This is a genomic window from Nocardioides sp. (assembly GCF_036405735.1).
Taxonomy (GTDB): Bacteria; Actinomycetota; Actinomycetes; order Propionibacteriales; family Nocardioidaceae; genus Nocardioides.
Genome location: NZ_DASWXC010000004.1, coordinates 18,694 through 44,896 on the forward strand (window position 1 = coordinate 18,694; position 26,203 = coordinate 44,896).

Annotated in this window: 27 protein-coding genes; 10 read left to right on the top strand and 17 right to left on the bottom strand. The window is 72.0% G+C overall.

Annotated elements, in window-relative coordinates; translation table 11 throughout:
* Window positions 1-26: 26 nt before the first annotated feature.
* Both VGE38_RS00445 and fdhD read right to left on the bottom strand, forming a co-directional pair.
* A complete protein-coding gene (locus VGE38_RS00445; RefSeq protein ID WP_331140558.1) occupies window positions 27-479 on the bottom strand; it encodes a PaaI family thioesterase in 453 nt (150 codons plus the stop codon).
* A complete protein-coding gene (gene fdhD, locus VGE38_RS00450) occupies window positions 476-1,255 on the bottom strand; it encodes a formate dehydrogenase accessory sulfurtransferase FdhD (RefSeq protein ID WP_331140559.1) in 780 nt (259 codons plus the stop codon). The genes VGE38_RS00445 and fdhD overlap by 4 nt, the downstream gene beginning before the upstream one ends.
* 147 nt (window positions 1,256-1,402) lie before the next feature.
* Between fdhD and VGE38_RS00455 the strand changes: the two genes are divergently transcribed.
* Window positions 1,403-1,651 (top strand): DUF4242 domain-containing protein, encoded by a 249-nt coding sequence (locus VGE38_RS00455; RefSeq protein ID WP_331140560.1) that lies wholly within the window; start codon window positions 1,403-1,405, stop codon window positions 1,649-1,651.
* 11 nt (window positions 1,652-1,662) lie between these two features.
* Here the strand turns inward: VGE38_RS00455 and VGE38_RS00460 are convergent, their stop codons facing one another.
* Together VGE38_RS00460 and VGE38_RS00465 are read right to left on the bottom strand one after the other, a co-directional pair.
* Window positions 1,663-2,067 (bottom strand): hypothetical protein, encoded by a 405-nt coding sequence (locus tag VGE38_RS00460; protein WP_331140561.1) that lies wholly within the window; start codon window positions 2,065-2,067, stop codon window positions 1,663-1,665.
* Between the two features lie 8 nt (window positions 2,068-2,075).
* Window positions 2,076-4,166, bottom strand: coding sequence for a DNA gyrase/topoisomerase IV subunit B (locus tag VGE38_RS00465; protein ID WP_331140562.1), 2,091 nt, complete (start codon window positions 4,164-4,166; stop codon window positions 2,076-2,078).
* Window positions 4,167-4,401: 235 nt separating this feature from the next.
* Here VGE38_RS00465 and VGE38_RS00470 point away from each other — a divergent pair, with 235 nt between their 5' ends.
* On the top strand, window positions 4,402-4,632 hold the full coding sequence (locus VGE38_RS00470; protein ID WP_331140563.1) for a DUF7455 domain-containing protein: 231 nt from the start codon (window positions 4,402-4,404) through the stop codon (window positions 4,630-4,632).
* Between the two features lie 99 nt (window positions 4,633-4,731).
* On the top strand, window positions 4,732-5,208 hold the full coding sequence (locus VGE38_RS00475; protein ID WP_331140564.1) for a DUF456 domain-containing protein: 477 nt from the start codon (window positions 4,732-4,734) through the stop codon (window positions 5,206-5,208).
* A gap of 28 nt (window positions 5,209-5,236) precedes the next feature.
* Here VGE38_RS00475 and VGE38_RS00480 read toward each other — a convergent pair whose 3' ends face one another.
* Both VGE38_RS00480 and VGE38_RS00485 read right to left on the bottom strand, forming a co-directional pair.
* A complete protein-coding gene (locus tag VGE38_RS00480; protein WP_331140565.1) occupies window positions 5,237-6,727 on the bottom strand; it encodes an RNA polymerase sigma factor in 1,491 nt (496 codons plus the stop codon).
* Window positions 6,728-6,850: 123 nt separating this feature from the next.
* Window positions 6,851-7,417 carry an HhH-GPD-type base excision DNA repair protein gene (locus tag VGE38_RS00485; protein WP_331140566.1) on the bottom strand — a complete coding sequence of 189 codons (567 nt, stop codon included), beginning with the start codon at window positions 7,415-7,417 and terminating at the stop codon, window positions 6,851-6,853.
* 32 nt (window positions 7,418-7,449) lie between these two features.
* Here VGE38_RS00485 and VGE38_RS00490 point away from each other — a divergent pair, with 32 nt between their 5' ends.
* Entirely contained in the window at window positions 7,450-7,866 is a 417-nt protein-coding gene (locus VGE38_RS00490; RefSeq protein ID WP_331140567.1) for a YkvA family protein, read from the top strand.
* Window positions 7,867-7,875: 9 nt separating this feature from the next.
* On the opposite strand, the gene VGE38_RS00495 is transcribed toward VGE38_RS00490, so the two are convergent.
* Window positions 7,876-8,280, bottom strand: a complete 405-nt coding sequence (locus VGE38_RS00495) for a universal stress protein (RefSeq protein WP_331140568.1) — start codon at window positions 8,278-8,280, stop codon at window positions 7,876-7,878.
* Window positions 8,281-8,391: 111 nt separating this feature from the next.
* Between VGE38_RS00495 and VGE38_RS00500 the strand changes: the two genes are divergently transcribed.
* A complete protein-coding gene (locus tag VGE38_RS00500) occupies window positions 8,392-8,832 on the top strand; it encodes a hypothetical protein (protein ID WP_331140569.1) in 441 nt (146 codons plus the stop codon).
* A gap of 21 nt (window positions 8,833-8,853) precedes the next feature.
* Here VGE38_RS00500 and VGE38_RS00505 read toward each other — a convergent pair whose 3' ends face one another.
* The 3 genes from VGE38_RS00505 to VGE38_RS00515 are packed head-to-tail and all read right to left on the bottom strand — an operon-like array spanning window position 8,854 to window position 12,458.
* Window positions 8,854-10,329: a glutamate-cysteine ligase family protein gene (locus VGE38_RS00505; RefSeq protein WP_331140570.1), complete on the bottom strand. Its 1,476-nt coding sequence runs from the start codon at window positions 10,327-10,329 to the stop codon at window positions 8,854-8,856.
* Window positions 10,330-10,343: 14 nt separating this feature from the next.
* On the bottom strand, window positions 10,344-11,477 hold the full coding sequence (locus tag VGE38_RS00510) for a carboxylate-amine ligase (RefSeq protein ID WP_331140571.1): 1,134 nt from the start codon (window positions 11,475-11,477) through the stop codon (window positions 10,344-10,346).
* Between the two features lie 9 nt (window positions 11,478-11,486).
* Entirely contained in the window at window positions 11,487-12,458 is a 972-nt protein-coding gene (locus VGE38_RS00515) for a DUF4192 domain-containing protein (protein ID WP_331140572.1), read from the bottom strand.
* Between the two features lie 144 nt (window positions 12,459-12,602).
* On the opposite strand from VGE38_RS00515, the gene VGE38_RS00520 reads away from it, so the two are divergent.
* Complete coding sequence (locus tag VGE38_RS00520; protein WP_331140573.1) at window positions 12,603-13,937, top strand: DNA polymerase IV; 1,335 nt, start codon at window positions 12,603-12,605, stop codon at window positions 13,935-13,937.
* On the opposite strand, the gene VGE38_RS00525 is transcribed toward VGE38_RS00520, so the two are convergent.
* The 3 genes from VGE38_RS00525 to VGE38_RS00535 are packed head-to-tail and all read right to left on the bottom strand — an operon-like array spanning window position 13,900 to window position 16,011.
* Window positions 13,900-14,727, bottom strand: a complete 828-nt coding sequence (locus VGE38_RS00525) for a 5-oxoprolinase subunit C family protein (RefSeq protein WP_331140574.1) — start codon at window positions 14,725-14,727, stop codon at window positions 13,900-13,902. The two genes, VGE38_RS00520 and VGE38_RS00525, sit on opposite strands and share 38 nt — an antisense overlap.
* Window positions 14,720-15,319: a 5-oxoprolinase subunit B family protein gene (locus VGE38_RS00530; protein ID WP_331140575.1), complete on the bottom strand. Its 600-nt coding sequence runs from the start codon at window positions 15,317-15,319 to the stop codon at window positions 14,720-14,722. Before VGE38_RS00530 ends, VGE38_RS00525 begins: the two co-directional genes overlap by 8 nt.
* A complete protein-coding gene (locus tag VGE38_RS00535) occupies window positions 15,316-16,011 on the bottom strand; it encodes a 5-oxoprolinase subunit PxpA (protein WP_331140576.1) in 696 nt (231 codons plus the stop codon). Before VGE38_RS00535 ends, VGE38_RS00530 begins: the two co-directional genes overlap by 4 nt.
* A gap of 24 nt (window positions 16,012-16,035) precedes the next feature.
* Between VGE38_RS00535 and VGE38_RS00540 the strand changes: the two genes are divergently transcribed.
* Together VGE38_RS00540 and VGE38_RS00545 are read left to right on the top strand one after the other, a co-directional pair.
* On the top strand, window positions 16,036-18,240 hold the full coding sequence (locus VGE38_RS00540) for a S9 family peptidase (protein WP_331140577.1): 2,205 nt from the start codon (window positions 16,036-16,038) through the stop codon (window positions 18,238-18,240).
* A 159-nt stretch (window positions 18,241-18,399) separates the two neighbouring features.
* Window positions 18,400-19,338 (top strand): sigma-70 family RNA polymerase sigma factor, encoded by a 939-nt coding sequence (locus VGE38_RS00545; RefSeq protein ID WP_331140578.1) that lies wholly within the window; start codon window positions 18,400-18,402, stop codon window positions 19,336-19,338.
* Window positions 19,339-19,345: 7 nt separating this feature from the next.
* On the opposite strand, the gene coaE is transcribed toward VGE38_RS00545, so the two are convergent.
* Both coaE and VGE38_RS00555 read right to left on the bottom strand, forming a co-directional pair.
* Window positions 19,346-19,942 (bottom strand): dephospho-CoA kinase, encoded by a 597-nt coding sequence (coaE, locus tag VGE38_RS00550; protein ID WP_331140579.1) that lies wholly within the window; start codon window positions 19,940-19,942, stop codon window positions 19,346-19,348.
* A 34-nt stretch (window positions 19,943-19,976) separates the two neighbouring features.
* On the bottom strand, window positions 19,977-20,924 hold the full coding sequence (locus tag VGE38_RS00555) for a helix-turn-helix domain-containing protein (protein ID WP_331140580.1): 948 nt from the start codon (window positions 20,922-20,924) through the stop codon (window positions 19,977-19,979).
* 93 nt (window positions 20,925-21,017) lie between these two features.
* On the opposite strand from VGE38_RS00555, the gene VGE38_RS00560 reads away from it, so the two are divergent.
* Entirely contained in the window at window positions 21,018-21,170 is a 153-nt protein-coding gene (locus VGE38_RS00560; protein ID WP_331140581.1) for a hypothetical protein, read from the top strand.
* A gap of 76 nt (window positions 21,171-21,246) precedes the next feature.
* Here the strand turns inward: VGE38_RS00560 and rpsA are convergent, their stop codons facing one another.
* Window positions 21,247-22,704 (bottom strand): 30S ribosomal protein S1, encoded by a 1,458-nt coding sequence (gene rpsA / locus VGE38_RS00565; protein ID WP_331140582.1) that lies wholly within the window; start codon window positions 22,702-22,704, stop codon window positions 21,247-21,249.
* A gap of 206 nt (window positions 22,705-22,910) precedes the next feature.
* On the opposite strand from rpsA, the gene VGE38_RS00570 reads away from it, so the two are divergent.
* Window positions 22,911-23,756 (top strand): class I SAM-dependent methyltransferase, encoded by an 846-nt coding sequence (locus tag VGE38_RS00570; RefSeq protein WP_331140583.1) that lies wholly within the window; start codon window positions 22,911-22,913, stop codon window positions 23,754-23,756.
* Between the two features lie 72 nt (window positions 23,757-23,828).
* On the opposite strand, the gene VGE38_RS00575 is transcribed toward VGE38_RS00570, so the two are convergent.
* Window positions 23,829-26,156, bottom strand: a complete 2,328-nt coding sequence (locus VGE38_RS00575) for a hypothetical protein (RefSeq protein WP_331140584.1) — start codon at window positions 26,154-26,156, stop codon at window positions 23,829-23,831.
* Window positions 26,157-26,203 lie beyond the last annotated feature (47 nt).

Below are 26,203 nucleotides of genomic sequence, written 5' to 3' on the forward strand. Positions count from 1 at the left end.
AGGTCGTACGACGACCGGCCGGCGCCTCAGCGCGGGCGCCACCGTTTCCACACGGCGTCGGCCTCGGCCCGCACCTTGCCGTCCCACTCCAGGGCGACGTGGCAGGTGATCTCGGGCTCGGTGGCCGAGACGACGCTGGCGATCAGCGAGACCGGCTGGTCCAGCGGCGCCGGGCGCCGATAGCCCACGGCGAGCCCGGCGGTGACGTAGGGCAGGGGGACGCCGGGCAGCGCCGGCCAACCATGCTCGTAGGCCGCGTGCGTGACCGTGATGCCGCTGTGGCAGTCCAGCAGCGTGGCGATGATGCCGCCGTTGAGGTAGCCGAGTCCGTTGTCGTGCTGCGGCCAGGGGACGAAGGTGGCCACGACCGTCCCGTCGGGCGCGAGGTGCGACTTCAGCTGCAGCCCGTCGGGGTTCGCCGGGCCGCACCCGAAGCAGGTCATGCCCGCGAAGTAGCGGTCCTGCAGCGCGTCGCTCACGACACCAGCTCCTCTCCGGCGTACAGGTTGAAGGAGCCGTTGCGCACCATCCCGGCCAGCAGCAGACCGTGCTCGCGGGCGAGGTCGACCGCGAGCGAGGACGGCGCGGAGACCGCCACGATGCCGGCCACGGAGGCTGCGACGGCCTTCTGGACGATCTCGAACGACACCCGGCCGCTGACGACCAGCAGCCTCCCGGACGCAGGGATCCCACCGTGGAGCAGGGCGTGCCCGACGACCTTGTCGACGGCGTTGTGCCGGCCGACGTCCTCGCGGACGACGGCGAGCGAGCCGTCGGTGCCGGCAAGGGCGGCCGCGTGCACTCCCCCCGTCTTGTCGAAGGCCCGCTGCTCGGCGCGCAGTGCGGTCGGCAGCCCGGCGAGGACGTCGCTGGTGACGGACCAGCCGTCGGGTTGCGGGTCGGCGCGGCGCAGCGGCGCCAGGTCGAGCACGTCCGCGGAGCAGACACCGCACGCCGCGCTCGTCACGAACGCGCGGGGACGCGGCGGCGTGACGCCGGGCGCGAGGCTGATGTGGACCCGGTCGGTGTCGTCCTCGCGGCAGAAGCGCAGCTGTGCGATGTCGGCCTGCTGCGCGACCCCCGACTCGACGCACAGCCAGCCCGCGGCCAGCTCCAGGTCGTGGCCGGGCGTTCGCATGAGGGTAGCGACGACGGCTCCGTCCACGGCGAGCACCAGCGGCGCCTCGACCGCGAGGTCGTCGGGCCCGCTCACCCCGCGGCGCCGGATCGCCCGGCGCGTGGTCATGACCGCCATGTCTCGCACTCTAACCGCGGCGCCGAAGGACGCGGCGCGGCCCTCACCACGACGACCGGCGGGCAGGGCGTAGACAGCGATCCCCTGATCCGGGTAATTCCTGCGGGCGCAGGGTCCGGCAGCGCGTCTGCGGCCTACCGTTCCCCCATGCCTCTCTACATGGACGTCCACCACGTCGACGGGGTAGCCGCCGCCGATGTCGCGAAGGCGCACGATGCCGACCTGGCCATCCAGGACGAGCACGGCGTCAACTACCTGAACTACTGGGTCGACGAGGACAAGGGCACGATCTTCTGCCTCGTTGACGCACCCAACGCCGAGGCGGCCAACGAGGTGCATCGCAAGGCCCACGGCCTGGTCGCCGACGAGATCCACGAGGTCAAGGCCGGCCACTGACCCTGCGGCGCTCAGAGGCCCAGGTGCTCCCGCAGGACCCGGTCCACGTGGGCACCGGGGAAGGCGTCCGAGCGCACGGCGTCGGCCAGCGCGGCCGGATCGGAGATCGCCTGCAGCCGGTCGACGACCGCGTCGACCCGCGCGGCCACGTCGCCCGGGCTGTCGAGCGAGCCGTCCAGGGGTACGTCGGCCAGCAGCGAGCAGTCGATCGCGCCGCCCTCCGGCTCGGTGGTCAGCGCCGGAAGCCAGGCCCCGACCTCGAAGCGCAGCGCCGCGTCGCGACCGGGACCGTCCGAGCGCAGGTCGACGAACCAGGTGAGCTCGTTGTGGGCCAGCCGCCAGTGTCCCTTGCGCAGCGGTACGCCCCGCGCCTTGAATGCCTTGGCGGCCGCCGTCCGCGCGGCCTTGGGGTCCATCAGGCTCCTCAGGCGTCGATCGCGTCGGCGTCGACCTCATAGGCCCCGGCCACGATGAACTCCTTGCGTGGCGCCACCTCCGAGCCCATCAGCAGCTCGAAGACCCGGGAGGCGGCGTCGGCGTCGTCGACGGTGAGGCGGCGCAGGGTGCGGCGGCGCGGGTCCATCGTCGTCTCGGCCAGCTGGTCGGCGTCCATCTCACCGAGGCCCTTGTAGCGCTGCGGGGTGCCCTTGACCGCGATGTTCCGCTTCTTCAGCTCGGCCAGCTTCCGCTGCAGCTCGGCGTCGGAGTAGGTGTAGAGGTACTTGTCCATCCCCTTCTTCGGGTTGGACAGCTCGATGCGGTGCAACGGCGGCACGGCGGAGTAGACGCGGCCGGCCTTGACCAGGTCGGGCATGTACTTGAAGAACAGCGTGGCCAGCAGCGTGCGGATGTGGGCGCCGTCGGAGTCAGCGTCGGCCATGAAGATGATCTTCCCGTAGCGCGCCGCCTCGATGTCGAAGGTGCGCCCCGAGCCCGCGCCGACCACCTGGATGATCGAGGCGCACTCGGCGTTCTTGAGCATGTCGCCGACCGACGCCTTCTGGACGTTGAGGATCTTGCCGCGGATCGGCAGCAGCGCCTGGAACTCGCTGTTGCGCGCGAGCTTGGCGGTGCCCAGCGCGGAGTCGCCCTCGACGATGAACAGCTCGGTGCGCTCGTTGTCCGCGGCCCGGCAGTCGGCGAGCTTGGCGGGCAGCGCCGAGGACTCCAGCGCGTTCTTCCGGCGCTGGGTCTCCTTGTGCTGCCGGGCGGCGATCCGGGTCTTGGCGGCCCCGAGCACCTTCTCCATGACGAGCTTGGCCTGAGCCTTGTCCTTGGCCTTGGTCGAGGTCAGGAACGACCTCAGCTCGCCCGCGACGACCTTCGCGACGACGGTGCGGGCAGCGGACGTGCCGAGGATCTCCTTGGTCTGTCCCTCGAACTGCGGCTCGGCCAGTCGCACCGTGACGACGGCGGTCAGGCCCTCGAGCACGTCGTCCTTGGTCACCGGGGCGTCGTTGACCTTGAGGACCTTGGCGGTCTTCATGACGTCGTTGAAGGTCTTGGTCAGGGCACTCTCGAACCCGGTGACGTGCGTGCCGCCCTTGGGGGTGGCGATGACGTTGACGAAGGAGCGCAGCTCGGTGTCGTAGCCGTTGACCCAGCGCACCGCGACGTCGACGCTCAGCTCCCGCTCGACGTCCTGGGGCGTCATGTGACCCTTGTCGTCGAGCATCGGCACGGTCTCGGTGAAGACGTCCGAGCCCTGCAGCCGCAGCACGTCGGTGACCGGCTCGCCGTGGGAGAGGAAGTCGACGAACTCCGCGATGCCGCCGTCGTGGCGGAACTTCTCCTCCACCGGGACCTCGCCCCGCAGGTCCCGGATGACCAGCTCGAGCCCCGGCACGATGAAGGACGTCTGCCGCGCGCGCCCGACCAGCTCGTCCCACAGGTAGGTCGCGTCCTTGGTGAAGATCTGCCGGTCCGGCCAGAACCGGATCAGGGTCCCCGAGCGCCCCTTGGCGACCTTCGCTCCCTTGCGGGACAGCCCGCTGCCCGGCGTGAACGACGCCGTCGGACCCTCGCCGGCGAAGACGCCGGGCACGCCGCGCTGGAAGCTGATGCCCTGGCGCGCCGGCGCGCGGTCGACGTCGATGTCCATGCGCGAGGACAGCGCGTTGACGACCGAGAGGCCGACGCCGTGCAGACCGCCGGTGGCGGCGTACGACGACCCGCCGAACTTCCCGCCCGCGTGGAGCTTGGTCGCGACGACCTCGACTCCGGGCAGCCCCGTCTTGGGCTCCTTGTCGGTGGGGATGCCGCGGCCGTCGTCGTAGACCTCGACCGAGCCGTCGTCGTGCAGCGTCACCTCGACGCGGCCGGCGTGCCCGGCCAGCGCCTCGTCGACGCCGTTGTCGATGATCTCCCACACGCAGTGCATGAGGCCGCGGGTGTCGGTCGAGCCGATGTACATGCCGGGACGCTTGCGGACCGCCTCGAGGCCTTCGAGGACCAGGAGGTGGGCGGCGTTGTAGGTGTTGTCGATCGGGGTGCTCCTAGCGGGCGGTGCGGACACCCGAAATCTACCCGCGACACGCCGCACGGCCCTGCAGGCTCGCGTGGGAGCGCCGGGACTACCGTGAGCCAACCGGGGGCTCACCGGAGGGCGGGAGTTCACGGCGATGGAAAACCGGGAACAGGACGTGCGTGTCCGTGATTGGATTGAGGTGACCGACGCCGCAGTCGATGGGGAACATTGACCCCCTCGGCTACGTTGCAACAGTCACCAACGATCGAGAAATGAGGCCGATGTGACCACTGCCGTTGCCCCCAGCGCTCCGCTGACCGCTGCGGACCGCTGTGACCGTTGCGGAGCCCAGGCCTACCTTCGCGTCGAGCTCCAGTCCGGAGGCGAGCTTCTCTTCTGCGCCCACCACGCTCGCGAGCACGGTGACAAGCTCAAGGAGATCGCGGTCAACGTCGTCGACGAGACCCACAAGCTCACCCAGACCCCTGCCGTCGCGCCGGACGGCGAGCGCTGACCCGAACCCAGCTTCAAACCAGCTAGACCCGAGCTGAACGAAGGCCCCGGAGGTGTGTCCGGGGCCTTCGTCATTTCCCGCTATGGGAGGGTGAGGACCGTGTCACCGACCGAGATCCTCGTCGCCCTCGCCATCGCCGTCGGCCTCGTCGGCGTGCTCGTCCCGGTGCTTCCGGGCACGCTGCTGATCGGCGCGGCCGTGCTGGTCTGGGCCGCCGCGACCGGCGGTACGACGGCCTGGCTGGTCTTCTCGGTCGCCGCCGTCCTGCTGGCCGCCGGGGCGGTGGTGAAGCTGCTCGTCCCGGGGCGGCGGCTCAAGGGTGCCGGCGTGCCCACGAGCACGCTGCTGGCCGGCGCCGCGCTGGGCGTGCTGGGGTTCTTCGTGGTGCCGGTGGTCGGACTGCTGCTCGGCTTCGTGCTGGGTGTCTTCCTCGCCGAGTGGCACCGCGTCGGCCGCTCGTCGGCCTGGCCCTCGACCGTGCACGCCCTCAAGGCCGTCGGGCTCTCCATCGTGATCGAGCTGGCGGCCGGTGTGCTGGCCGCCGCCACCTGGGTGGCCGGCGTCGTGCTGACCTGACGCCGGCCGGCCGGGCTCAGGCCAGCTCTCAGTCCAGGTAGTCGCGCAGGACCTGCGAGCGCGACGGGTGCCGCAGCTTCGACATGGTCTTGGACTCGATTTGGCGGATCCGCTCGCGGGTGACGCCGTAGACCTTGCCGATCTCGTCCAGCGTCTTGGGCTGGCCGTCGGTGAGGCCGAAGCGCATGCTGACGACGCCCGCCTCGCGCTCGGAGAGCGTGTCGAGCACGGCGTGCAGCTGCTCCTGCAGCAGCGTGAAGCTGACGGCGTCGGCGGGGACGATCGCCTCGGAGTCCTCGATCAGGTCGCCGAACTCGGAGTCGCCGTCCTCCCCCAGCGGGGTGTGGAGCGAGATCGGCTCGCGGCCGTACTTCTGGACCTCGATGACCTTCTCGGGGGTCATGTCGAGCTCCTTGGCGAGCTCCTCCGGGGTGGGCTCGCGGCCCAGGTCCTGCAGCATCTGCCGCTGCACCCGGGCGAGCTTGTTGATGACCTCGACCATGTGGACCGGGATGCGGATGGTGCGGGCCTGGTCGGCCATCGCACGGGTGATCGCCTGCCGGATCCACCAGGTGGCGTAGGTCGAGAACTTGTAGCCCTTGGTGTAGTCGAACTTCTCCACCGCGCGGATCAGACCCAGGTTGCCCTCCTGGATCAGGTCCAGGAAGAGCATGCCGCGGCCGGTGTAGCGCTTGGCCAGCGAGACCACGAGACGCAGGTTGGCCTCGAGCAGGTGGTTCTTGGCGCGACGGCCGTCCTCGGCGATCCACTCCAGCTCCTCGCGCACCTTCTCGGTGAGCTTCCCGCCCTTGCCGAGCTTCTCCTCGGCGAAGAGGCCGGCCTCGATCCGCTTGGCGAGCTCGACCTCCATCTCGGCGTTGAGGAGCGGGACCTTGCCGATCTGCTTGAGGTAGTCCTTGACCGGGTCGGCGGTCGCGCCGGCGACCATGACCTGCTGCTCGGGCTCGTCAGTGTCGTCGGCGGCCGAGACGACGAAGGAGGCCTCCTTCTCGTCCTCCTTGATGGAGGGGTCGGACGCGACGTCCTTCTCGAACTGCTCGTCGGAGAGGTCGGGCAGGACCTTCTTGCCGTCGGGACCGATCTTGGGCTCGGCCACCTCGCTGACGTCGTCGTCGATGGCGAGGTCCTCGAGGTCGACCTCCTCCAGCTCCTCCTCGTCAGCACCCGTCGGCTCGGCCGCCTTCGCCGCCGGCTCGGCGGCCTTCTTCGCGGCCGCCTTCTTGGCCGGCGCCTTGGCGGTGGTGGTCTTCTTCCCCGGCGATGCGGCCGCGGCCGCCTTGCCCGAGGAGACGCCGATGTCCACGGAGATGCCCAGCGAGCTCAGGTGTGCGAGCAGCGCCTTGAGGTGCCGCGGCTCGACCGAGGCCTCCTCGCTGGCGCGGCGCACCTCCTCCGGCGAGACGCTTCCGGCGGGCTTCCCGGCGGCGATGAGCGACACGACGGCGGGGTGAGCGAGCACCTCAGCGGGGATCTTGCGTGCGTTCGAGGACACGAACACCTCTCGTGTGACTGGCTTATGGGCGCGGCCGGGCCCGGTGACGTCAAGAGCCGCTCGGCCATTCTGCCACGAGTCCCCAGATCGTCCGACACCGGCTCAGCGCGACGCCTTGGCCTCCGCCTTCTAAGCCTGCTTCTTCTGGGCCTGCTTCTGGGCCTTCTTGTAGTCGCGCACCTTCTGCAGCGAGATGGCGTCCACCACGTCGGCGACGGAGCGGTAGCCCTCCTCGGCGTACGTCCCCGCGGCCTTCTCCCAGCCGTCGGGACGAACACCGAGCTGCTTGGCCAGCAGAGCCACGAAGATCTGCGCCTTCTGCTTGCCGAAGCCGGGCAGTGCCATCACCCGCTTGAGCAGGTCGGCACCGCTGGCCGCCTCGGTCCACAGCCGGGTCACGTCGCCGCCGTAGGTCTCGGTGACGACACCGGCCAGCTCCTGCAGTCGGGTCGCCATGGCGCCGCCGTAGCGATGGATGGCGGGCGGCTGCCGGCACAGCTCCGAGAACGCCTCCGGGTCCGCGGCGGCGATGGCCCCCGGCTCGAGCGTCCCGAACCGCTCCAGCACCTTGGCCGGCCCCGCGAAGGCCCGCTCCATCGGGAACTGCTGGTCGAGCATCATGCCGACGAGCAGCGCGAAGGGGTCCTCGGTGAGGACCTTGTCGGCGGCGGGGTCCTGGGCGATCTGGATGGGCATGGGGCCATCGTGCCGCAACTACGCTGGCGCCCGTGAGCCAACCGTGGTCGACAGCGCTCGTGGTCCTCGGCGGCCTCCTCCTGGTGTGGCTGCTGCTGGTCGCGGCGCTGGTCGTCGCGGGCCGACGCGACGAGCGCAGCGGGCGGCTCGCGGAGGCGCTGCGACTGCTGCCCGACGTGGTGCGGCTGCTGCGCCGGCTGGCCGGCGACCGCGATCTTCCCCGGGGCGTGCGGGTGCGGCTGTGGCTGCTGCTGGCCTACCTCGCGATGCCGCTCGACCTGGTGCCGGACGTCATACCGGTCGCGGGCTACGCCGACGACGCGATCGTGGTGGCGCTCACCCTGCGCTCCGTGGTGCGTCACGCGGGTCCGCAGGCACTGGAGCGACACTGGCCGGGCACGCCGGACGGACTGGCCGCCGTACGCCGGCTCGCCGGGCTGCGCGAGTGACCGGTCGGCTCAGTCGCCGGCCTTGACCGCCAGCACCGGGCAGTGGGCGTCGAGCAGGATCCGCTGGGCGTTGCTGCCCAGGATCAGCTTGCCCACGGGCGAGCGCCGGCGCAGGCCGATCACGATCAGCTCGGCGGCGTTGGCCTCGGCGATGCTGATGAGGTCGTCGGCCGGGTCGAAGCCGCGGACCAGCTGGCGCACGACGTACGGCACGCCGCTGTCGTCGAGCCGCTTGCCGACGTCCTCCAGGGTCCGCTCGTAGTCGGCGGCCGTGTCCGCGTCGAAGTCCGGCCCACCCCGGTGGGAGCTGACCACGACGAGCTTGAGCCCTCGCAGCCGCGCCTCCTCCACGGCCTTGTCCAGCGCCGCTTCCCCCTCCGGCTTGGGCACGTAGCCCACGACCACCGATGCCATGGCGACCCCTCTCTGCTGAGCGTGTGATCCACGTTACTCGATCCTGAGCGCGCCGACCCGCCCTGTGGAGGAGAGTCTGCGCACCGGCGCCCGGCACGGCAGGGTGGCGCCATGGCCGCCACGCCCCGACCCGGACCGGGCCTCCACGAGCCGGTGCCGCCGCCGCTCCTGCGGCTGCTGCGCCGGGCCGTGCTCGACCACGCATTGTCCGAGCACCGGCGGCGCCACGTCGCCATCGTCCACGTCGGGACGCCCGGCGGTCCGACCGCCGTGCTGCCGGTACGGCCCGAGGAGCCCACCGACCACGCCTTGCGCGCGGACCTGATCGCGGCCCTGGTCCGGCGCGCGGGTACGACGGCGCCGCTGGTGTGGCTGACCCGTCCCGGCGAGCTCGTGGAGCAGGACGCCGACGTCGCCTGGGCGGCCGCTGCGGGACAGGCGTTCGCGGAGGCCGGCCGCCGTCTGGTGTTCGTCGCGGTCACCCGCCACGGCTGGCTGGACCCGCTCACCGGCCTGAGCCGGCGCTGGGTCCGGATCCGGGCGCGCCAGTAGCGGCCCGTCACGGCCCCGGACTCAGTCCCAGGTGTGCACGGGCTCGTTGGTGGCCATCCGCTCGCGGTACTCCTGCAGCGTCGCCCGCAGCGCCGTCATCCGGTCCTCACCCGACCGGGCCCGCATCCGGCCCACCAGCCACTCGGCGCCGTTGGTGCGCAGCACGCACCGCTGCTCGATGATGCCGAGCAGCCGGTCGCTCTCGGACGGGTCCGCGCCCCACGCCGCCAGGCCCTCCCGGGCGAGGGGGAGCAGCCGCCGCAGCACCAGCTCGGTGACGCTCACCGCGCCCACCCCGGGCCAGTAGATCTCGGCACCGATCCCGTCGCGGGCGGCGGTGTGGAAGTTGTCGTCGGCAGCGCTGAACGACATCTGCGACCACAGCGGCCGGGCGCTCTCGGCCAGGCTCCGCACCAGCCCGAAGTAGAACGCGGCGTTGGCGACCACGTCGGTGACGGTCGGGCCGGCCGCCAGCACGCGGTTCTCCACCCGCAGGTGCGGGACGCCGTCGTCGGCGGTCCCGACCACGTCGTACACCGGCCGGTTCCAGCGGTAGATGGTGCCGTTGTGCAGCTTGAGCTCGGCGAGCGAGGGCGTGCCGCCGGCGTCGAGCACGGCGAGCGGGTCCTCGTCGTCGAGCACCGGCAGCAGCGGGGGAAAGTAGCGGGCGTTCTCCTCGAACAGGTCGAACACCGAGGTGATCCACCGCTCACCGAACCACACCCGCGGCCGCACGCCCTGCGCCTTCAGCTCTTCGCTGCGGGTGTCGGTGGACTGCTCGAAGAGCGGGATCCGGGTCTCACGCCACAGCTCGCGCCCGAGCAGATAGGGCGAGTTGGCCCCGACGGCGACCTGCACCGCCGAGATCGCCTGGGAGGCGTTCCAGTACGCGGCGAACTCCTCAGGCCGGACCTGCACGTGGAACTGGGTGCTCGTGCAGGCCGCCTCGGGCATCACCGAGTCGGCGGCGGTACGCAGGCGCTCGCGTCGACCGATGGCGATCGAGATGTCCTCGCCGCGCTCGGCGAGGACCTGCTCGTTGAGCACGGAGTAGCGCGGGTTGGCGCTGATGCTGTCGATCCCGAGGTGGCGCTCGGTGACCGTCGGCAGGATCCCGATCAGCACGAGGTGCGCGCCCACCTCGGCGGCCCGCTCCTCGGCCGCGGAGATCGCGCCGCCGAGGTGCTCCTCGAAGGCCGTCAGCCCGCCGTCGTGCAGCGGTCGCGGCGGCACGTTGAGCTCGATGTTGAACTGCGCCAGCTCGGTCTGGAAGTCGGGGTCGCCGATCGCGGCGAGCACCTCGTCGTTCTTCAGCGCCGGCTCACCCTGGTCGTCGACCAGGTTCAGCTCCACCTCCAGCCCGGTCATCGGGTCGTCGGCCTCGAACCGGTGCTCGCGCAGCAGCCGCGCGAGCGCCTCGAGGCAGCGGCGCAGCTTGACCCGGTGCCGGGTGCGGTCGCTGCCGCCGAACTCCTGCTGGTCGATCTCCTCGCCCATGTCCTGATCCTCGCTCAGGCGGCCCAGCTCGCGCGCGTCCGCTCGAGCAGGTCGTCGACGACCCCCTCGACCGACCCCGTCCGCTCGTACGCCGCACGCTGCCGGGTCGCGCCGCCGGCCTGCAGCACCCGCTTGACGCCGTCGCGCACGAGGTCGAGGTCGCCGGCGGCCTCCAGCCGGTCGCGGACATGGTCGACGAGGGCCTCGAGCACCTCCCGGGCCGGCCGCAGCTCACGCTCACGCGGGTGCACGAGGGTGGAGGACAGACCCATCCGCGCCGCGCGCCAGTGCGCGGCGCGCAGCACCTCGGCGCGCCAGCGGGCCAACGGCTCCTCGCGCGCCCACTCCTCGGCGGCGGTCTCGACCAGGCCTCGGACCAGTGCGGTCGCGAGCACCACGTCGTCGGGATCGGTGCAGGCGTCGAGCACGCGCACCTCGACCGTCGGCTGGCCGGCTGAGAGCCGGGCGTCGTAGTAGAGCATCCCCTCGTCGCGGGCCGCGCCCGTCATCAGCAGCTGCCGGGACGCCTCCCGGTAGCCCTCGAGCGACTCGAACGCCTCCGTCGAGCCGGCGCTCGGCCAGCGCGACCACGCCTGGGAGCGCCACGAGGCGTAGCGGGTGTCACGGCCTTCGGCGAACGGCGAGTTGGCGCCGATCGCCACGAGGACGGGCAGCCACGGGACGATCCGGTCGATGATGCCTACCCCTTCCTCGGGTGACGCGACCGCGACGTGGACGTGGGTCCCGCAGGTGCTGCCGGTGCGCGCGGTCTCGCCGAAGATCTCGACCATCGCGCGGTAGCGGTCGTTGGCCGAGACCTGAGGCCCCTCGCCCTCGAGCGGCACGATGCCGCAGGCCACCACGGCCAGGCCGGCCGCCTCCGCGGCCTCGCCTGCGGTACGCCGGGCGGCGACCAGCTGAGAGCGGATGTCGGCGAGCTCGGTGCTCGGGTCGGTGCGGGTCTCGATCTGGTGGAGGAACAGCTCCTGGTCGAGCTCGTCGCTGGCGGCCATGGGATCACGGCCGCCACCGTGCTCGCGGTGCTGCTTGAGGACCTCGGCGGAGCGGGCGCTCACAGCACGGGTCGTGGGGTCGACCAGGAGGAGCTCCTCCTCCACGCCGACGGTGCGGGTCGCTGATGCGGACATGGGCACCAGTTACCCAGCGGCGTCCTCCGGCATGGCTCCCAGCCCGCCACGCCATGCCTCCGGCGGCACCGCCTCCTCCAACAGACCGGCGACCAGATCGGCGAGCGGGTGGCTGTCGCACTCGCGGGACCGGTCGACCGCGCACCACGCGAGCGCACCGTCACCGGCCAGCCAGGCGACGAAGGCCAGCACGGCCGCGGGCTCGGCGACCAGCCAGCGGGGCGCGCGCCGGACGACGGCACGCCAGAAGTCCACGCGGGCCCGCGCGGCGTCGGCCTCGGCGTCGGACTCGGCCACGTGAACGGCCCCCATCCGGCCGCAGGCGGCCAGCATCACCTGGTCGTCGGTGAGACCGAGCAGCAGCGCGGCCACCTCGCGGTCGTCGGGCGTCGACCGGCGCTCCAGCCAGCCCGACACCAGTCGCTCGACCGCCCCGGCGTCGAGCGGCTCGACCTCGGCGGTGGCCGCCGCGACGCGAGCGCCGCCCGCGACGTCGGGGGCGAGACTGGCGACCAGCTCCTCGCGGGACCCCAACGTCACCTTCCCCAGCAGCACCGCTCTCGCCCGGAACGGGTGCGCGCTGACGTCGTAGGGGACGCCCTGATCGACGCCCCCTCCTCGCAACGGGGTGAACCAGCAACCGGCGTCGACACGGAGCACGTCGATCAGCGTGATCCGCGCCGTCTGGAACGCCTGCCGGGCCGCGCGCCCCACCCGCCGGGCCCGGCGGTGGTCGTCGGTGTAGATCAGCAGGGCGGCGCGGGCGACCCGGTGCCGGCGGGCCGGTCGCAGCAGCTGTGCGACGCACCGGTCCACCCCGTTGGGCGGCGGCAGGTCGAGGCGGGCGTGGAAGGGCCGTCCGCCACCGAAGGTGAGCAGGACGACGGAGTCCCGGGGCTCGAAGCCGAGGGCGACCGGCACGAAGGCGATGAGGTCCTCGGGACACTTGACGACGAAGGGTGGCTCGGTGGCGGTGGTCATGGCGCCGACGCTGCTCCTCGGTGGGGACACCGGCCGCCGGCCGGCGTACGGCCTGTGGAGAGCCGCTGCGGCCGCGGCCGCTGTGGACAGGAACCGGCCCGCCCGGTGCCTCGGGCAGGGGTGGCGCGGGATAGGTTTCGGGCCGTGCGCCCGCACGCCAGCGTCCTCCACCTCGACCTCGACGCGTTCTACGCGTCGGTCGAGCAGCGCGACAAGCCCTCCCTGCGCGGCAAGCCGGTGGTCGTCGGCGGCGTCGGTGGCCGCGGCGTCGTGGCGACGGCGTCCTACGAGGCCCGGCGGTACGGCGTCCGCTCGGCGATGTCGACCCGGGAGGCCCGCTCCCGGTGTCCCCACGCCGCCTTCCTCAACCCGCGCTTCCCCGCCTACCGGGCGGTCAGCGACGTGGTCATGGGGCTGCTGCGTGAGGTCTCCCCGCTCGTCGAGCCGCTGTCGCTCGACGAGGCCTTCGTCGACCTGGCCGCCGCGGACGGCCTGGCCGACCTGGACGTGGCGACCGTGAGCGTTCTGGCCGAGAAGCTCCGGGAGCGGGTCCGGGAGCTGACCGGCGGTCTGACCGCCAGCGTGGGCGTGGGCAGCAGCAAGTTCGTGGCCAAGGTGGCCAGCGACCTGGAGAAGCCCGACGGGCTGGTCGTGGTGGCGCCGGGCACCGAGCTGGACCTGCTGCGGCCGATGCACGTGCAGGTCATCCCCGGCGTCGGACCAGCCACCGCCGAGCGGCTCCGACGGGCCGGCATCCACACGGTGGCGGAGCTCGAGACCGTCAGCCTCGACGAGCTGGTCCGGCTGGTCGGCAAGGCGCACGGCACCGGCCTGTTCCAGCTCGCGCGGGCCCAGGACGACCGGCCGGTGGTGGCCGAGCAGGAGGCCAAGTCGGTCAGCGTCGAGAGCACGTACGCCACCGACCTCACCGACCGCGTGCTGATGGCACAGCTGGTGGGCCGGCAGGCGCGCGAGGTCGCCGGCCGGTTGCGCAAGCATGGCCTGTCGGGTCGCACGGTGACCATCAAGGTCCGGCTGCACGACTTCACCACCCTCAACCGCTCCACCACGCTGCCCTCGCCGACCGACAGCGTCGCGACCGTCGCTCGCCTGGCGCAGGCGCTGCTCGCGGAGCTGGTCGAGAGCGGCGCGACCAGCGGCGGCGTCCGACTCCTGGGCGTCGGCGTCTCCGGCCTCGCCGACTGGATCCAGGAGGACCTGTTCGGGGAGAGCGAGGAGGAGCCGGAGGACGACGCGCCACAGGCTCCGGTGCCCGGGCTGCGGGACCAGCCGGGCTGGACACCGGGCATGGACGTCGTCCACGCCGACATGGGTCGCGGCTGGGTGTGGGGCGCGGGGCGCGGCGTGGTGACGGTGCGCTTCGAGACCGCCGACACGCCGCCCGGACCGGTGCGGTCCTATCCCGCCGACGACCCCGACCTCAGCCCCTGGGCGCCACCGGAGCCCGCCGGAGCCTGACCGCGTCCCCCGGTCGCCGCTGCGCACACCACCACAGGTCCGCGGGATGCACGACGCCGAGCACCGGGTAGCCGCCGGTTGGCGGGTGGTCGGCCAGGAACACCACCGGCTGCCCGTCGGGCGGGACCTGGACCGCGCCCAGCACCATGCCCTCGCTGGGCAGCTCGCCCGAGCGGGCGCGCTCCAGGGGCGGGCCCGCCAGCCGCAGTCCGACGCGGTCGGAGTCGGCCTGCACGGTCCACGTCGTCGCACACAGCCGGTCGAGCGCGTCGGGCGCGAACCAGTCGGCCCGTGGCCCGGCCACGATCCGCAGTGCTTCGAGCCGGGGGGTCCGCGGCACGTCCAGCGGCGACGGCTCCCCCACCGGGGCCCCTAGCGGCAGCAGTGCGCCGTCGACCACCCGGGACGGACCCACCCACGCGAGCGTGTCGGTCGAGCGGGATCCGAGCACCGGCTCGACCGCGACGCCGCCCGCGACGGCGAGATAGGTCCGGACACCGGTGGCCGGCGCCGCCACCCTCAGCTCCCCGCCGCTCGGCCACCACCGCACCTCCGGGCCGCTCGCCCCGGTCAGCGCCGCCCAGCGGCCCGGGCCCCTGTTGCGCAGGACCAGCCCGCCCAGCACGGTCTCCAGCACGGCCGCTCCCGGCGGGTTCCCCACCAGCCGGTTGGCCAGGTCCGCGGCCGGCCGGTCGAGCGCGCCGGCCCGGGGCACCCCCAGATGCGCCCAGCCGACCCGACCGTGGTCCTGGACGGTCGTGAGGACGCCCGCCGTGAGCACCTCAAGCACGGCGGAACCTGACCCTGGTGCCGGGCGCCAGCAGCGCCGGCGGGTCCGCGAGCGGATCCCACAGCGCCGCGTCGGTGGTCCCGAGCAGCAGCCAGCCGCCGGGCGACGCGGTCGGGTAGACGCCGCACCACTCCCCGGCGATCGCCACCGATCCCGCCGGCACGCGGGTCCGCGGCGTGGCCAGCCGTGGCACCTGCAGCTCGCGCGGCAGACCCGCGAGGTAGGCGAACCCCGGCGCGAAGCCGCAGAAGGCCGACGTCAGCTCGAGCGCCGTATGACGCGCGATCACACCCTCGGCGTCGGTGCCCCACCGCTCGGCCACCTGGCCCAGGTCGGCACCGTCGTAGCGGACCGGGAGCTCGACGACCCGTCCCGGAGGCGGTACGTCGCCCGGCGACCACTCGCGCAGCGCGGCCGCCACGCCGGCGGGATCGGTCACGCCGTCGAACAGCACCGTGCAGGCACCCGGCACGATCTCGGTGGCCGGCACTCCCCTGGCCCGGGCCCACTCCGCGAGGCCCGTGGCCGCGACCGCGTCGGCCACCTCGGCCAGCAGCGCGGCCGTCCCGACGGGGACCACCCGGACGCTCACAGCCCCACCAGCCGCCAGCCGCCCGACTCCAGGGCCGCACGCACGGCCCGGGCGTGCGCCACGGCACCGGGAGTGTCGCCGTGCAGGCACAGCGAGCGGACCGCGGGCGCGAGCCGGAGGGCGTTGCGCGTGATCAGACCGGTGTCGGTCAGCACCGCGTCGGGCTCGTCCCGCGGCCGCAGCCGGTCGCCGTCGTACGTGCGGTCCGGGAAGCCCTCCAACAGGGTCGCGCGGCCGACGGCGGCCGCCTGCCGCAGCAGCTCCCCCGGCATGCCGAGCACCGGCAGGTCGCCCGAGCCGGCGAGCACGGCGGCCGCCTGCTCCGCGTCGTCCCTGGTGCGGTGGTAGAGCGCGCCGTGCGGCTTGAGGTAGCGCACTGTGAGGCCCTGACGGGCCGCGATCTCCGACAGCGTGCCGACCTGGTCGCGGACCTGCTCGCGCAGCACCTCGGGGTCGACGTCGAGCGGGACCCGGCCGAAGCCCGGCCGGTCGTCGTACGAGACCTGCGCGCCCACCGAGACGCCGAGCCGCGCGGCCTCCGCGCACACCGCCCTCATGATCGCGGGCGAGCCGGCGTGGTAGCCGCAGGCGACGTTCGCCGAGGTGACGACAGCGAGCAGCGCCGCGTCGTCGGTGACCTCCTCGCCCAGATCGGCGTTGAGGTCCACCGTCAGGTCGGCACGGGCGCTCACAGGCCCGAGGATAGGGTCACCGGCATGCCGCAGCCCGCCCTCCCGCCCGTCCCACCTGTTGCCCCACCTGTGGCCCAGAAGCGCCCACTCACCCGCGAGCACCACGGCCGGGTCCGCGTCGACGACTACGAGTGGCTGCGCGCCAAGGAGGACCCGGCGGTCATCGCCCACCTCGAGGCGGAGAACGCCTACACCGAGGCGCGCACCGCACACCTGGCCGACCTGCGCCAGACGCTCTTCGACGAGATCAAGGAGCGCACGCTGGAGACCGACCTCTCGGTCCCGACCCGCAACCGCGGCTTCTGGTACTACGGGCGTTCCTTCGAGGGCAAGGAGTACGGCGCGAGCTGTCGCGTCCCCGTCGCCGACCCCGACGACTGGACGCCGCCGGCGCCCGCCGACGTCTCCCCCGACCAGCCGGCCCTCCCGGGCGAGCAGGTGCTGCTCGACCTCAACGAGCTGGCCGAGGGCCACGACTTCTTCTCCCTCGGCGGCTCGGCGGTCTCCCCCGACACGACGCTGCTGGCCTACGCCACCGACGTCGTGGGCGACGAGCGCTACACGGTCAGGGTCAAGGACCTGACCACCGGCGAGCTGTTATCGGACGTCATCGAGGGCGTCATGGGCGGCGTCACCTGGGACCGCGACGGCACGTCGTTCTACTACTCCACCGTCGACGAGTCGTGGCGTCCCGACAAGGTCTGGCGCCACGCCCTCGGCACCGCGCAGTCCGACGACGAGCTCGTGCACCACGAGACCGACGAGCGGTTCTGGACCGGGGTGGGTCGCAGTCGCAGCGACCGGTTCCTCGTCATCGAGTCCGGCGCCAAGACGACCACCGAGTACCGCTTCCTCGACCTCGACGCTCCTGAGCAGGGCTGGCGGGTGTTCGCGGAGCGCGAGGAGGGCGTCGAGTACAGCCTCGAGCACGCCGTGATCGCGGGACGCGACGTCTTCCTGGTGCTGCACAACGGCAACGGCCCCGACTTCGAGATCGCCACGGCGCCCATCGCGCCGACCCCGCGCAGCGAGTGGGTGGCGCTGATCGCCCACGACCCCGCCGTACGGCTGGAGTCGGTGGACGCGTTCGCCGGTCACCTCGTCGTCCACCAGCGCAGCGGGGGCCTGACCCAGCTGCGCATCCTCGAGCTCGGCGACGACGGCGTCGGCGACGACTACCTCGTGAGGTTCGACGACGAGCTCTACACGATCGGCTCCGGCGGGAACCCTGCCTTCGACCAGCCCGTCGTGCGGCTGGGCTACACGACGATGCGGGTGCCGGGATCGGTCTACGACTACGACGTCCGCACCCGCGAGCTCAGCCTGCGCAAGCAGAGCCCCGTGCTGCCGCTCGACGGCCGTGCCTACGACCCCGACGACTACGAGGAGCACCGCCTGTGGGCGCCCAGTGACGCGGGCGAGGAGGCAGTCCTGATCCCGATCTCGATCGTCGTGCGCAAGGACGCCCGCGCGGCGGGCCCGGTGCCCGTGCACCTCTACGGCTACGGCTCCTACGAGCACTCGCTGGACCCGTGGTTCTCCGTCGCCCGGCTCTCCGTCCTCGACCGAGGCGCGGCCTTCGCCGTCGCCCACGTGCGCGGCGGGGGCGAGATGGGCCGACGGTGGTACGACGACGGCAAGGTCTTGAACAAGAAGAACACCTTCACCGACTTCGTCGCCTGTGCCCGCCATCTCGTCGACTCCGGCTGGGCGCAGCCGGGACGGATCGTCGCCGAGGGCGGCAGCGCCGGAGGCCTGCTCATGGGCGCGGTCGCCAACCTGGCGCCGGACCTGTTCGCCGGCATCGTGGCGTCGGTGCCGTTCGTCGACAACCTGACCACGATGCTCGACGCGAGCCTGCCGCTGACGGTCGTGGAGTACGACGAGTGGGGCAACCCGGAGGGCGATCCGGAGGTGTTCGACTACATCGCGTCCTACGCCCCCTACGACAACCTCCGGCCGGTCCGCTACCCGCCGATCCTGGCCGAGACCAGCCTCAACGACACCCGGGTGCTCTATGTCGAGCCGGCCAAGTGGGTGGCGCGGCTGCGGGAGGTCGCCGAGAACGGTGAGGACGTGCTGCTGAAGACCGAGATGTCGGCCGGGCACGGCGGGGTGTCGGGCCGCTACCAGGCCTGGCACGACCGCGCCTTCAGCCTCGCGTGGCTGCTCGACCGGCTCGGGCTCGCGTCGGGGCCTGCGTCAGGGCTGGCGTCAGGTCCGGCCTGAGGATTCCCTGAGAACTGCCGGACCACGCAACTTCCGAGCGTGCTCGCGCGTCGAAACCTGATGAGAGCGCATGCATGGCCCGGGAATCCAGGGGTCACCTGATGCGTTGAAACCCTGCAGGGACTCCCCACACCCTGCTCGCGTTAGGAGGGTCCACCCATGGCGACTGTGACCAAGACTCGTGAGATCGAGGGCCGCGACAGTGTCGGCCTCTACCTCGACGAGATCGCCCGCAACGAACTGCTCGACGCCGCCAAGGAGGTCGAGCTCTCCAAGGCGATCGAGGCCGGCCTCATGGCCGAGCACCTCCTGGCGAAGGGGTTGGTCGGCCGCAAGGCACCCGGCAACGCCACCCGCGCGGAGCTGGAGTGGCTGGCCGAGCAGGGTCGCCAGGCGGTGGACACCTTCATCACCGCCAACCTGCGGCTCGTGGTCTCGATCGCGCGCAAGTACGGCCGCGCTCAGATGCCGATGCTCGACCTGATCCAGGAGGGCAACACCGGCCTGATCCGGGCGGTCGAGAAGTTCGACTACACCAAGGGCTACAAGTTCTCGACCTACGCGACCTGGTGGGTGCGGCAGGCCATCACGCGCGGCATCGCCCAGCAGGCCCGCGTGGTCCGGCTGCCGGTGCACGTCGTCGAGGAGCTGAACCAGGTCGGCGGCGCCCGGCGTACGCTCGAGCGGCAGCTGGGGCGGGACCCGGAGCCGGCCGAGATCGCCGCCGAGCTCGGCATGGAGCTGGAGCGCGTGCTTGACCTGATGGCGTGGGGCCGGGAGCACGTCTCGCTGGACACCCCCGTCGACGAGGACGGCGACACCTCGCTGGGTGACCTGATGGCCCAGGAGACCTCCCCCGGTCCGGACCTCACGGTGCTCGACACCGAGTCCCGCGACCGGCTCAACGCGCTGGTCAGCCAGCTCGACGACCGCGCCGCCGACATCATCCGCTCCCGCTACGGCCTGCTCGACGGCCGGCAGCACAAGCTCGCCGACATCGGGCAGAAGCACGGCATCTCGGCCGAGCGGGTCCGCCAGCTCGAGCGGGAGGCGCTCCAGAAGCTCCGTCGCCTCGGCGACCCCGATCTCGCAGCCTGACGACGCGTCAGCTGCGCGATCGCTCAGCCAGCCGGTCGAAGACCTCCGCCACCCTCCGGCGGAGGTCTTCGCGCGTCCCGGTGTTCTCGATGACGTAGGTCGCGGCGGCGAGCCGCTGCTCGCGAGTGGCCTGGGCGGCGATGCGGGCCCGCGCCTCGGCCTCGGTCCAGCCCCGGTCGCGGACCATCCGCTCGACCTGGACCTCGACGGGTACGTCGACCACGACGACCGCGTCGAACGAGGACTGCTGGCCGGTCTCGACCAGCAGCGGGATGTCGTGTACGACGACGTCGCCGGGTCCGGCGGCCGCCGCGAGCGCCTGGCCGGCCTCGTGCACGAGGGGCCAGATCACCGCCTCCAGCCGCTGCCGCTGCTCGGGGTCGGCGAACACGATCGCACCGACCTTCGCCCGATCCATCTCACCGTCGGCGGTGAGGATCTCGGGACCGAAGGCCGCAACCACCTGTGCCAGGCCGGGCGTCCCGGGACGGACGACCTCCCTCGCCAGCAGGTCGGCGTCGACGACGATGGCGCCCAGCTCGCGCAGCATGGCGGACACGGTGCTCTTGCCCGACGCGATGCCGCCGGTCAGCCCAACTCTCACGCCCGCACCCTAGCGAGGCACCGCGCGCTCGGACTCAGCAGGCGAAGCGCCGGCGATACGCCTGCGGGCTCAGCCCGCGCACCCGGGTGAAGTGGTGCCGCAGCGTGGCGGCGTTGCCGAAGCCGACCTCGGTGGCGATCCACTCGACCGGACGGTCGGTCTGCTCGAGCAGCTGCTCGGCCCGCAGCACCCGCTGGCTGGTGACCCAGGCGTGCGGCGTCGTCCCTGTCTCGGCCCGGAAACGCCGCGCGAAGGTGCGCGGCGACATCAGGGAGCGGCGCGCCAGCGAGTCGACGTCGAGTTCCTCGTGGAGGTTCTCGGCGATCCATGCCAAAAGCGGGGCGAGCGTGTCGGCGTCGCACTCCGGCACGGCACGGGCGATGAACTGCGCCTGCCCGCCGTCGCGCTGGGGCGGCACCACCATCCGGCGGGCGACCATGCTGGCGACCGCGGCGCCGTACTCCTGGCGCCAGATGTGGAGGCACGCGTCGAGACCAGCGGCGGTTCCCGCGCTTGTCACGATCTGGCCGGCGTCGACGTAGAGCACCTCGGGGACCACCTTGGCCTCCGGGTAGCGGGCGGCGAGCTCGTCGGTGTACTTCCAGTGCGTGGTGCACTCGCGTCCGTCGAGCAGGCCGACCTCGCCCAGGGCGAAGGCGCCCGAGCAGACCGTGAGGATGCGAGCGCCGCGCTCGAAGGCGCGCAGCAACGCCGCCTCCACGCCGGCCGGGAGTCCGTCGCTGCGGCGCATCGCGGGGATGCCGATCAGGTCGGCCTCCTCGAGGCGCTCCAGCCCGTGCTCCACGTTGAGGCTGAAGCCGAGCGAGAACTCCACCGGCCCCGGCCGGGGCGCACAGACGGCGAACTCCAGCAGCGGGACGCCGTCGTCGCGCCGGTCCAGCCCGAAAGCCTCGCACAGCACACCGAACTCGAAGGGGGCGACACCGTCCCACACCAGGGCGGCCACGTTCGTCAGCGTCACGGACCCAGCCTGACACACTTCTGGCAGCATTTCGACGTACGTCGGCACAACTGCCACTCGTGACCGGATCACATCGGGCGCATGATTACTGCCATGACCCTCGTACTGACCCTCCTGGCGCTGGCAGCGACCTTCGTCGCGCTGGCCGCCTACGCCCGTCACGACCGGTTCGCCGGCCCCGGCAACGTCACGCAGGTGCTCGACGACCTCGGCGCCGTCGGCGACCCCCACCTGGTCCGGCTCTGACCCCACCGAAGCAAGCCGAGATACGCCGAAGGGCGCCCACCGCGAACGGTGGGCGCCCTTCAGTTGTGTTGCAGCGTCAGTTGCCGCCGGTGAGCTTCTCGCGCAGCGCCTGCAGCGCCTCGTCGGAAGCCAGCGAGCCGCCGGTCTCCTCCTGCGCCGGAGCCGACGAGTAGGAGTTGGCCTCGCCGGCCTCGGCCGCAGCGACCTTGGCCTCCTGCTGCTGCTTGACGTGGGCCTCCCAGCGGGCGTGCGCCTTGGCGTACTGCTCCTCCCAGGCGGCGCGCTGCTCGTCGAAGCCCTCGAGCCACTCGCCGGTCTCGGAGTCGAAGCCCTCGGGGTAGAGGTAGTTGCCCTGCTCGTCGTAGCTGGCCGGCATGCCGTACAGCGTCGGGTCGAACTCCTCGACGTCCGCGGCGGCAGAGGTCTCGTTGGCCTGCTTGAGGGACAGCGAGATCCGGCGACGCTCGAGGTCGATGTCGATGATCTTGACCATGACGTCGTCGTTGACCTGAACGACCTGCTCCGGGATCTCGACGTGGCGCTCGGCCAGCTCGGAGATGTGGACCAGGCCCTCGATGCCCTCCTCGACGCGGACGAACGAGCCGAACGGCACCAGCTTGGTGACCTTGCCCGGGACGATCTGACCGATCTGGTGGGTGCGGGCGAAGTGCTGCCACGGGTCCTCCTGCGTCGCCTTCAGCGACAGGGAGACACGCTCGCGGTCCATGTCGACGTCGAGCACCTCGACGGTGACCTCGTCACCGACGGCGACGACCTCGGACGGGTGGTCGATGTGCTTCCAGGACAGCTCCGAGACGTGGACGAGACCGTCGACGCCGCCGAGGTCCACGAACGCACCGAAGTTGACGATCGACGAGACGACACCCTTGCGGATCTGACCCTTCTGGAGCTGGGTCAGGAAGCCGTGGCGAACCTCGGACTGGGTCTGCTCGAGCCAGGCACGGCGGGAGAGGACCACGTTGTTGCGGTTCTTGTCGAGCTCGATGATCTTCGCCTCGAGCGTCTGGCCGACGTACGGCTGCAGGTCGCGGACGCGACGCATCTCCACCAGCGAGGCGGGGAGGAAGCCGCGCAGGCCGATGTCGAGGATGAGGCCGCCCTTGACGACCTCGATGACGGTGCCCTCGACGACGCCGTCCTCCTCCTTGACCTGCTCGATCGTGCCCCAGGCGCGCTCGTACTGGGCGCGCTTCTTGGACAGGATCAGGCGGCCTTCCTTGTCCTCCTTCTGGAGCACCAGGGCCTCGACCTTGTCGCCGACGGCGACGACCTCGGAGGGGTCGACGTCGTGCTTGATCGACAGCTCGCGCGAGGGGATGACGCCCTCGGTCTTGTAGCCGATGTCCAGCAGGACCTCGTCGCGGTCCACCTTGACGATGGTGCCGTCGACGATGTCACCGTCGTTGAAGTACTTGATGGTCGCGTCGATCGCGGCGAGGAAGTCGGCCTCGGACCCGATGTCGTTGACCGCAACCTGCGGCGCGTCGTAGTCCGGGAGAATGGTGCTCGTCATAAGAAGGGGTATGTCCTTGGTGGGCAGAAATCGTGCGGGCACGCCTGAAGCCGGGTTTCACCACGACGGAGATCGACAGTGAGCCAGCGTCCGCTCGGTCTGGGACGCCGACGGACTCCACACGTCCTCCCAGGGTACGCCGCCTCGCGCGGCGGCGTCCAACCGGCGGATGGGGCCGAGCCGCGCAGCGAGTAGGGTTGCGCGCCGTGGAGGCTGTCGATCCGACCGGCGCACCGTCCCCGGTCCCGCCGCACCGCCCGGTCCAGGTCGAGCGGCGGCCGGTCAGCGAGGAGGAGTCGCGCCGCGCCAACGGACCGGACTGGGACCGCTACGCCGACGAGTACCAGGCCACGCACGGCAGCTTCCTCGGCGACATCGGCTTCGTGTGGGGGCCGGAGGGCCATACCGAGGCCGAGCTCCGGGTGCTGCGCGAGGTCTCCGGCCGGGACGTGCTCGAGCTCGGCTCGGGCGCGGGCCAGTGCTCGCGGTGGGTGCGCTCCCGCGGCGGACGGGTCATCGGGCTCGACCTGTCGCACCGGCAGCTGCAGCACTCCCGTCGCATCGACGAGGCCACGGGCGTCGCGGTGCCGTCGGTGCAGGCCACCGCGACGGCGCTCCCGTTCCGTGCCGCCTCCTTCGACGTGGTGTTCTGCTCGTTCGGCGCGCTGCAGTTCGTCAGCGACATCGAGGTCACGGTCGCGGAGGTGGCCCGAGTGCTGCGCCCGGGCGGCCGGTTCGCGTTCTCGATCACCCACCCCACCCGCTGGATGTTCCCCGACGACCCCGGGCGCGAAGGACTGGTCGCGAGCCAGTCCTACTGGGACCGTACGCCGTACGTCGAGGTCGACGACGCGACCGGCGAGGTGTCGTACGTCGAGCACCACCGCACCCTGGGCGACTGGGTCGCCCTGCTGGCCGGTGCCGGCTTCCGGATCACCGACCTGGTCGAGCCCGAGTGGCCGGCCGACAACGACCGGGTGTGGGGCGGCTGGTCACGGACCCGCGGCGTCGTGACCCCCGGCACCGCCATCTTCGCGGCCGACCTGGCCTGACCAGGCTGACTCAGGAACGACGACGGGGCGACCGGTCCTCTCGGACCGGCCGCCCCGTCGTGCGGTCGAGCGTCAGATGAACCGGCGCCGCAGGAACACCGCACCGCTGCCGAGAGCCAGCAGGCCACCGGCCAGCAGGCCACGGGTCAGGTTCCGGGCGCCGGCGCCGTCCTCACCCTGGAGGACGAAGCTGTACGCCGTCAGGCCCATGGCTCCCTCGGGAGCGCCGTAGATCATGCGCTCCTCGTCGGCACGGGTCGCACCGGCCTGGATGACGGCCGCCATCTGGCCGTAGCTCTGCGCGGTGTCCACACCGGCCGCCGCGAGCTTCTGGGTGCCCTCGGCCGAGAGCCGCTCGGCGCCGTCGACCAGCTGCGGAGCGCCGGCCGAGGCCTCGCCCAGGCCGTCCTCGAGCCGCCCGATGCCGTCGGCCGCGTCCCCCAGACCACCGGCGAGCTCGCGCGCACCGTCGTCGAGCTGGCCGAGGCCGTCGTTGAGGTCGCCCGCGCCGGCACTCAGGGCCCTGCCGCCGTCACGCAGCTTCTTGGTTCCGCCGACCAGTTGGTCGGTACCGTCCACGATCTGGCCGGTACCAGCGAGGAGCGCGTTGGCACCGCACTGAAGCGATGCCTTGGCGTCGCAGCCAGCAGCACCCGAGCCGATGCCGGCACGCGCCTTCTCTGCACCGCCCTTGGCCACCATCAGGCCCTCGAGAAGGCCACACGCACCACCTGCAGCACACGCGGCGACGTTGCCCGTCGAGATCTTGCTCCGCAGCAAGGTGAAGCCGTCAGTAAGCTTGCCCGGAGCAGTTGCACCGCTCTTGATCCTCTGCAACCCGGCGACGATGCTGTCGCGGTTAGCGGTCAGGATCCCTGTCAGCTGGGCACCGAGACCGGTGGTGCCGTTGAATGCGTCGACACATGCCACCGGAGCAGTACTTGCCGCACAAACAGTGCCGGCGGTCGTAGCGAGAGCGGTGCCGACTGCGGTCGCAGTGGCTGTGCTCGACTGGATCGTCTGAATCGTCGCGTCGATGCCGTCAAGAACACCGCAGCGACCAGCGTCTGCACCGGCGGACGAGCAGTCCGCCGTGCCGGCGGGCATCTGAACGCCATAGCTCAACATCTTGATGGCGCCAAGAAGATTGGTCGTGCTCGGCGCGCTATCCAGGGTCCCGACCTTGTCGATCATCGTCTGGAGTCCGGCCGGCAGCGCCGCGAGCCCGTCGTTGAGCTGCTTCAGTCCACCGGCGAGCGACCTCTGGCCCGCGTTCAACTCCGAGGCTCCCGACTGCAGCTTCTTCGCACCGCTGTCGGCGTCACCGAGGCCCGCCGCGAGCTTGCCGGCGCCGTCGGCCAGCTTCTTGCCGCCGTCCCGGGCCTTGCCGAGGCCGTCGGAGAGCTTCTGGGCACCGGGAGCGGCCTTGCTCAGGCCCTCGTTGAGCTGACCGGCGCCGTCGTGGAGCTGGATCAGCCCGGCGAGCAGGTCGGCCGCGCCGTCGCGCAGCTTGAGCAGGTTGGCGTCGATCTCGGTCGCACCGGCGGCGAGCTGGGCGCCGGTGTCGGCACCGCCCTGGTAGCTGGAGGCCGCGGTCTTGAAGGTCGGGCTGTCCAGCGGGTTGACCGGCAGCGCGGAGATGTCCGCGCGCGGCACGACGCCGTCGGTGATGTCGGCGGTGTAGCCGAACTCGGCGGTGGTCGAGCCGATCGGCGGGAAGAGCGTCATCGTGAACGAGAGCTTGGTGCCGCCCTTGCCGTCACCCGCGAGGTTGGCCTCGCCCGAGGAGACGTTGCGGTAGTTCGGCGGCGTGTTGACGGTGAGGCTGCCCACCATCGGCACGGGGACGTCGACGGTCTCGGTGACCGTGCCGCCCTGGCCGTCGGGGTAGCTGACCTCGGTCGGCTTCGCGCTGACGTTCTCGACCCGGTAGCGGACCTCGAGCCGGCCCGACTCGCCGACGACGTCGGCAGCGGAGACCTTCTTGCCGTCGAGCAGGTAGGTCACGCCGACCTTCAGGGGCAGCGCGCCGCTGTAGCTGCTGACCGCACGCATCGCCTTCTCGCCGTCGACCGTGGTCTCGACGTGCTGCAGCCCGCTGCGGACGTCGAAGCCACCGAAGCCGTCCAGGTTGCGCAGGCCGCCCTTGTCGACCGGGTTGGTGAGCCGGACCTCGCCGTCGCCGGACAGGACCAGCTGCTCGTAGAGGCGCTTGCTCTTCACCTTGCCGTCGGCGTCGGTGTAGATCTGGACGGTCTCGGTGTTGACGATGTCCACACCGGAGCTCTCGTCGGCTCCCCAGGCGGGGAGCACGCTGGCGCTGACGGCGAGCGCCGTCACGGCCATCACGCCGGCCAGCCGCAGCGGGCGGCCGGAGGCCGGCGGCCGGAGGTGGGTCATGAGCTTCACTGGGCGATCTCCTCGAGCGTGCGGTTCGCGGTCGGCGT

Bases quoted from the DNA above. Each gene is read 5' to 3' on its own strand.
- VGE38_RS00485 (WP_331140566.1), bottom strand. From the start codon at position 7,417: ATGCCCATCCAGATCGCCCAGGACCCCGCCGCCGACAAGGTCCTCACC.
- VGE38_RS00460 (WP_331140561.1), bottom strand. From the start codon at position 2,067: ATGGACCCCAAGGCCGCGCGGACGGCGGCCGCCAAGGCATTCAAGGCG.
- VGE38_RS00575 (WP_331140584.1), bottom strand. From the start codon at position 26,156: ATGACCCACCTCCGGCCGCCGGCCTCCGGCCGCCCGCTGCGGCTGGCC.
- VGE38_RS00455 (WP_331140560.1), top strand. From the start codon at position 1,403: ATGCCTCTCTACATGGACGTCCACCACGTCGACGGGGTAGCCGCCGCC.
- VGE38_RS00500 (WP_331140569.1), top strand. From the start codon at position 8,392: ATGGCCGCCACGCCCCGACCCGGACCGGGCCTCCACGAGCCGGTGCCG.
- VGE38_RS00545 (WP_331140578.1), top strand. From the start codon at position 18,400: ATGGCGACTGTGACCAAGACTCGTGAGATCGAGGGCCGCGACAGTGTC.
- rpsA (WP_331140582.1), bottom strand. From the start codon at position 22,704: ATGACGAGCACCATTCTCCCGGACTACGACGCGCCGCAGGTTGCGGTC.
- VGE38_RS00515 (WP_331140572.1), bottom strand. From the start codon at position 12,458: ATGACCACCGCCACCGAGCCACCCTTCGTCGTCAAGTGTCCCGAGGAC.
- VGE38_RS00505 (WP_331140570.1), bottom strand. From the start codon at position 10,329: ATGGGCGAGGAGATCGACCAGCAGGAGTTCGGCGGCAGCGACCGCACC.
- VGE38_RS00560 (WP_331140581.1), top strand. From the start codon at position 21,018: ATGACCCTCGTACTGACCCTCCTGGCGCTGGCAGCGACCTTCGTCGCG.
- VGE38_RS00540 (WP_331140577.1), top strand. From the start codon at position 16,036: ATGCCGCAGCCCGCCCTCCCGCCCGTCCCACCTGTTGCCCCACCTGTG.
- VGE38_RS00510 (WP_331140571.1), bottom strand. From the start codon at position 11,477: ATGTCCGCATCAGCGACCCGCACCGTCGGCGTGGAGGAGGAGCTCCTC.
- VGE38_RS00495 (WP_331140568.1), bottom strand. From the start codon at position 8,280: ATGGCATCGGTGGTCGTGGGCTACGTGCCCAAGCCGGAGGGGGAAGCG.
- fdhD (WP_331140559.1), bottom strand. From the start codon at position 1,255: ATGGCGGTCATGACCACGCGCCGGGCGATCCGGCGCCGCGGGGTGAGC.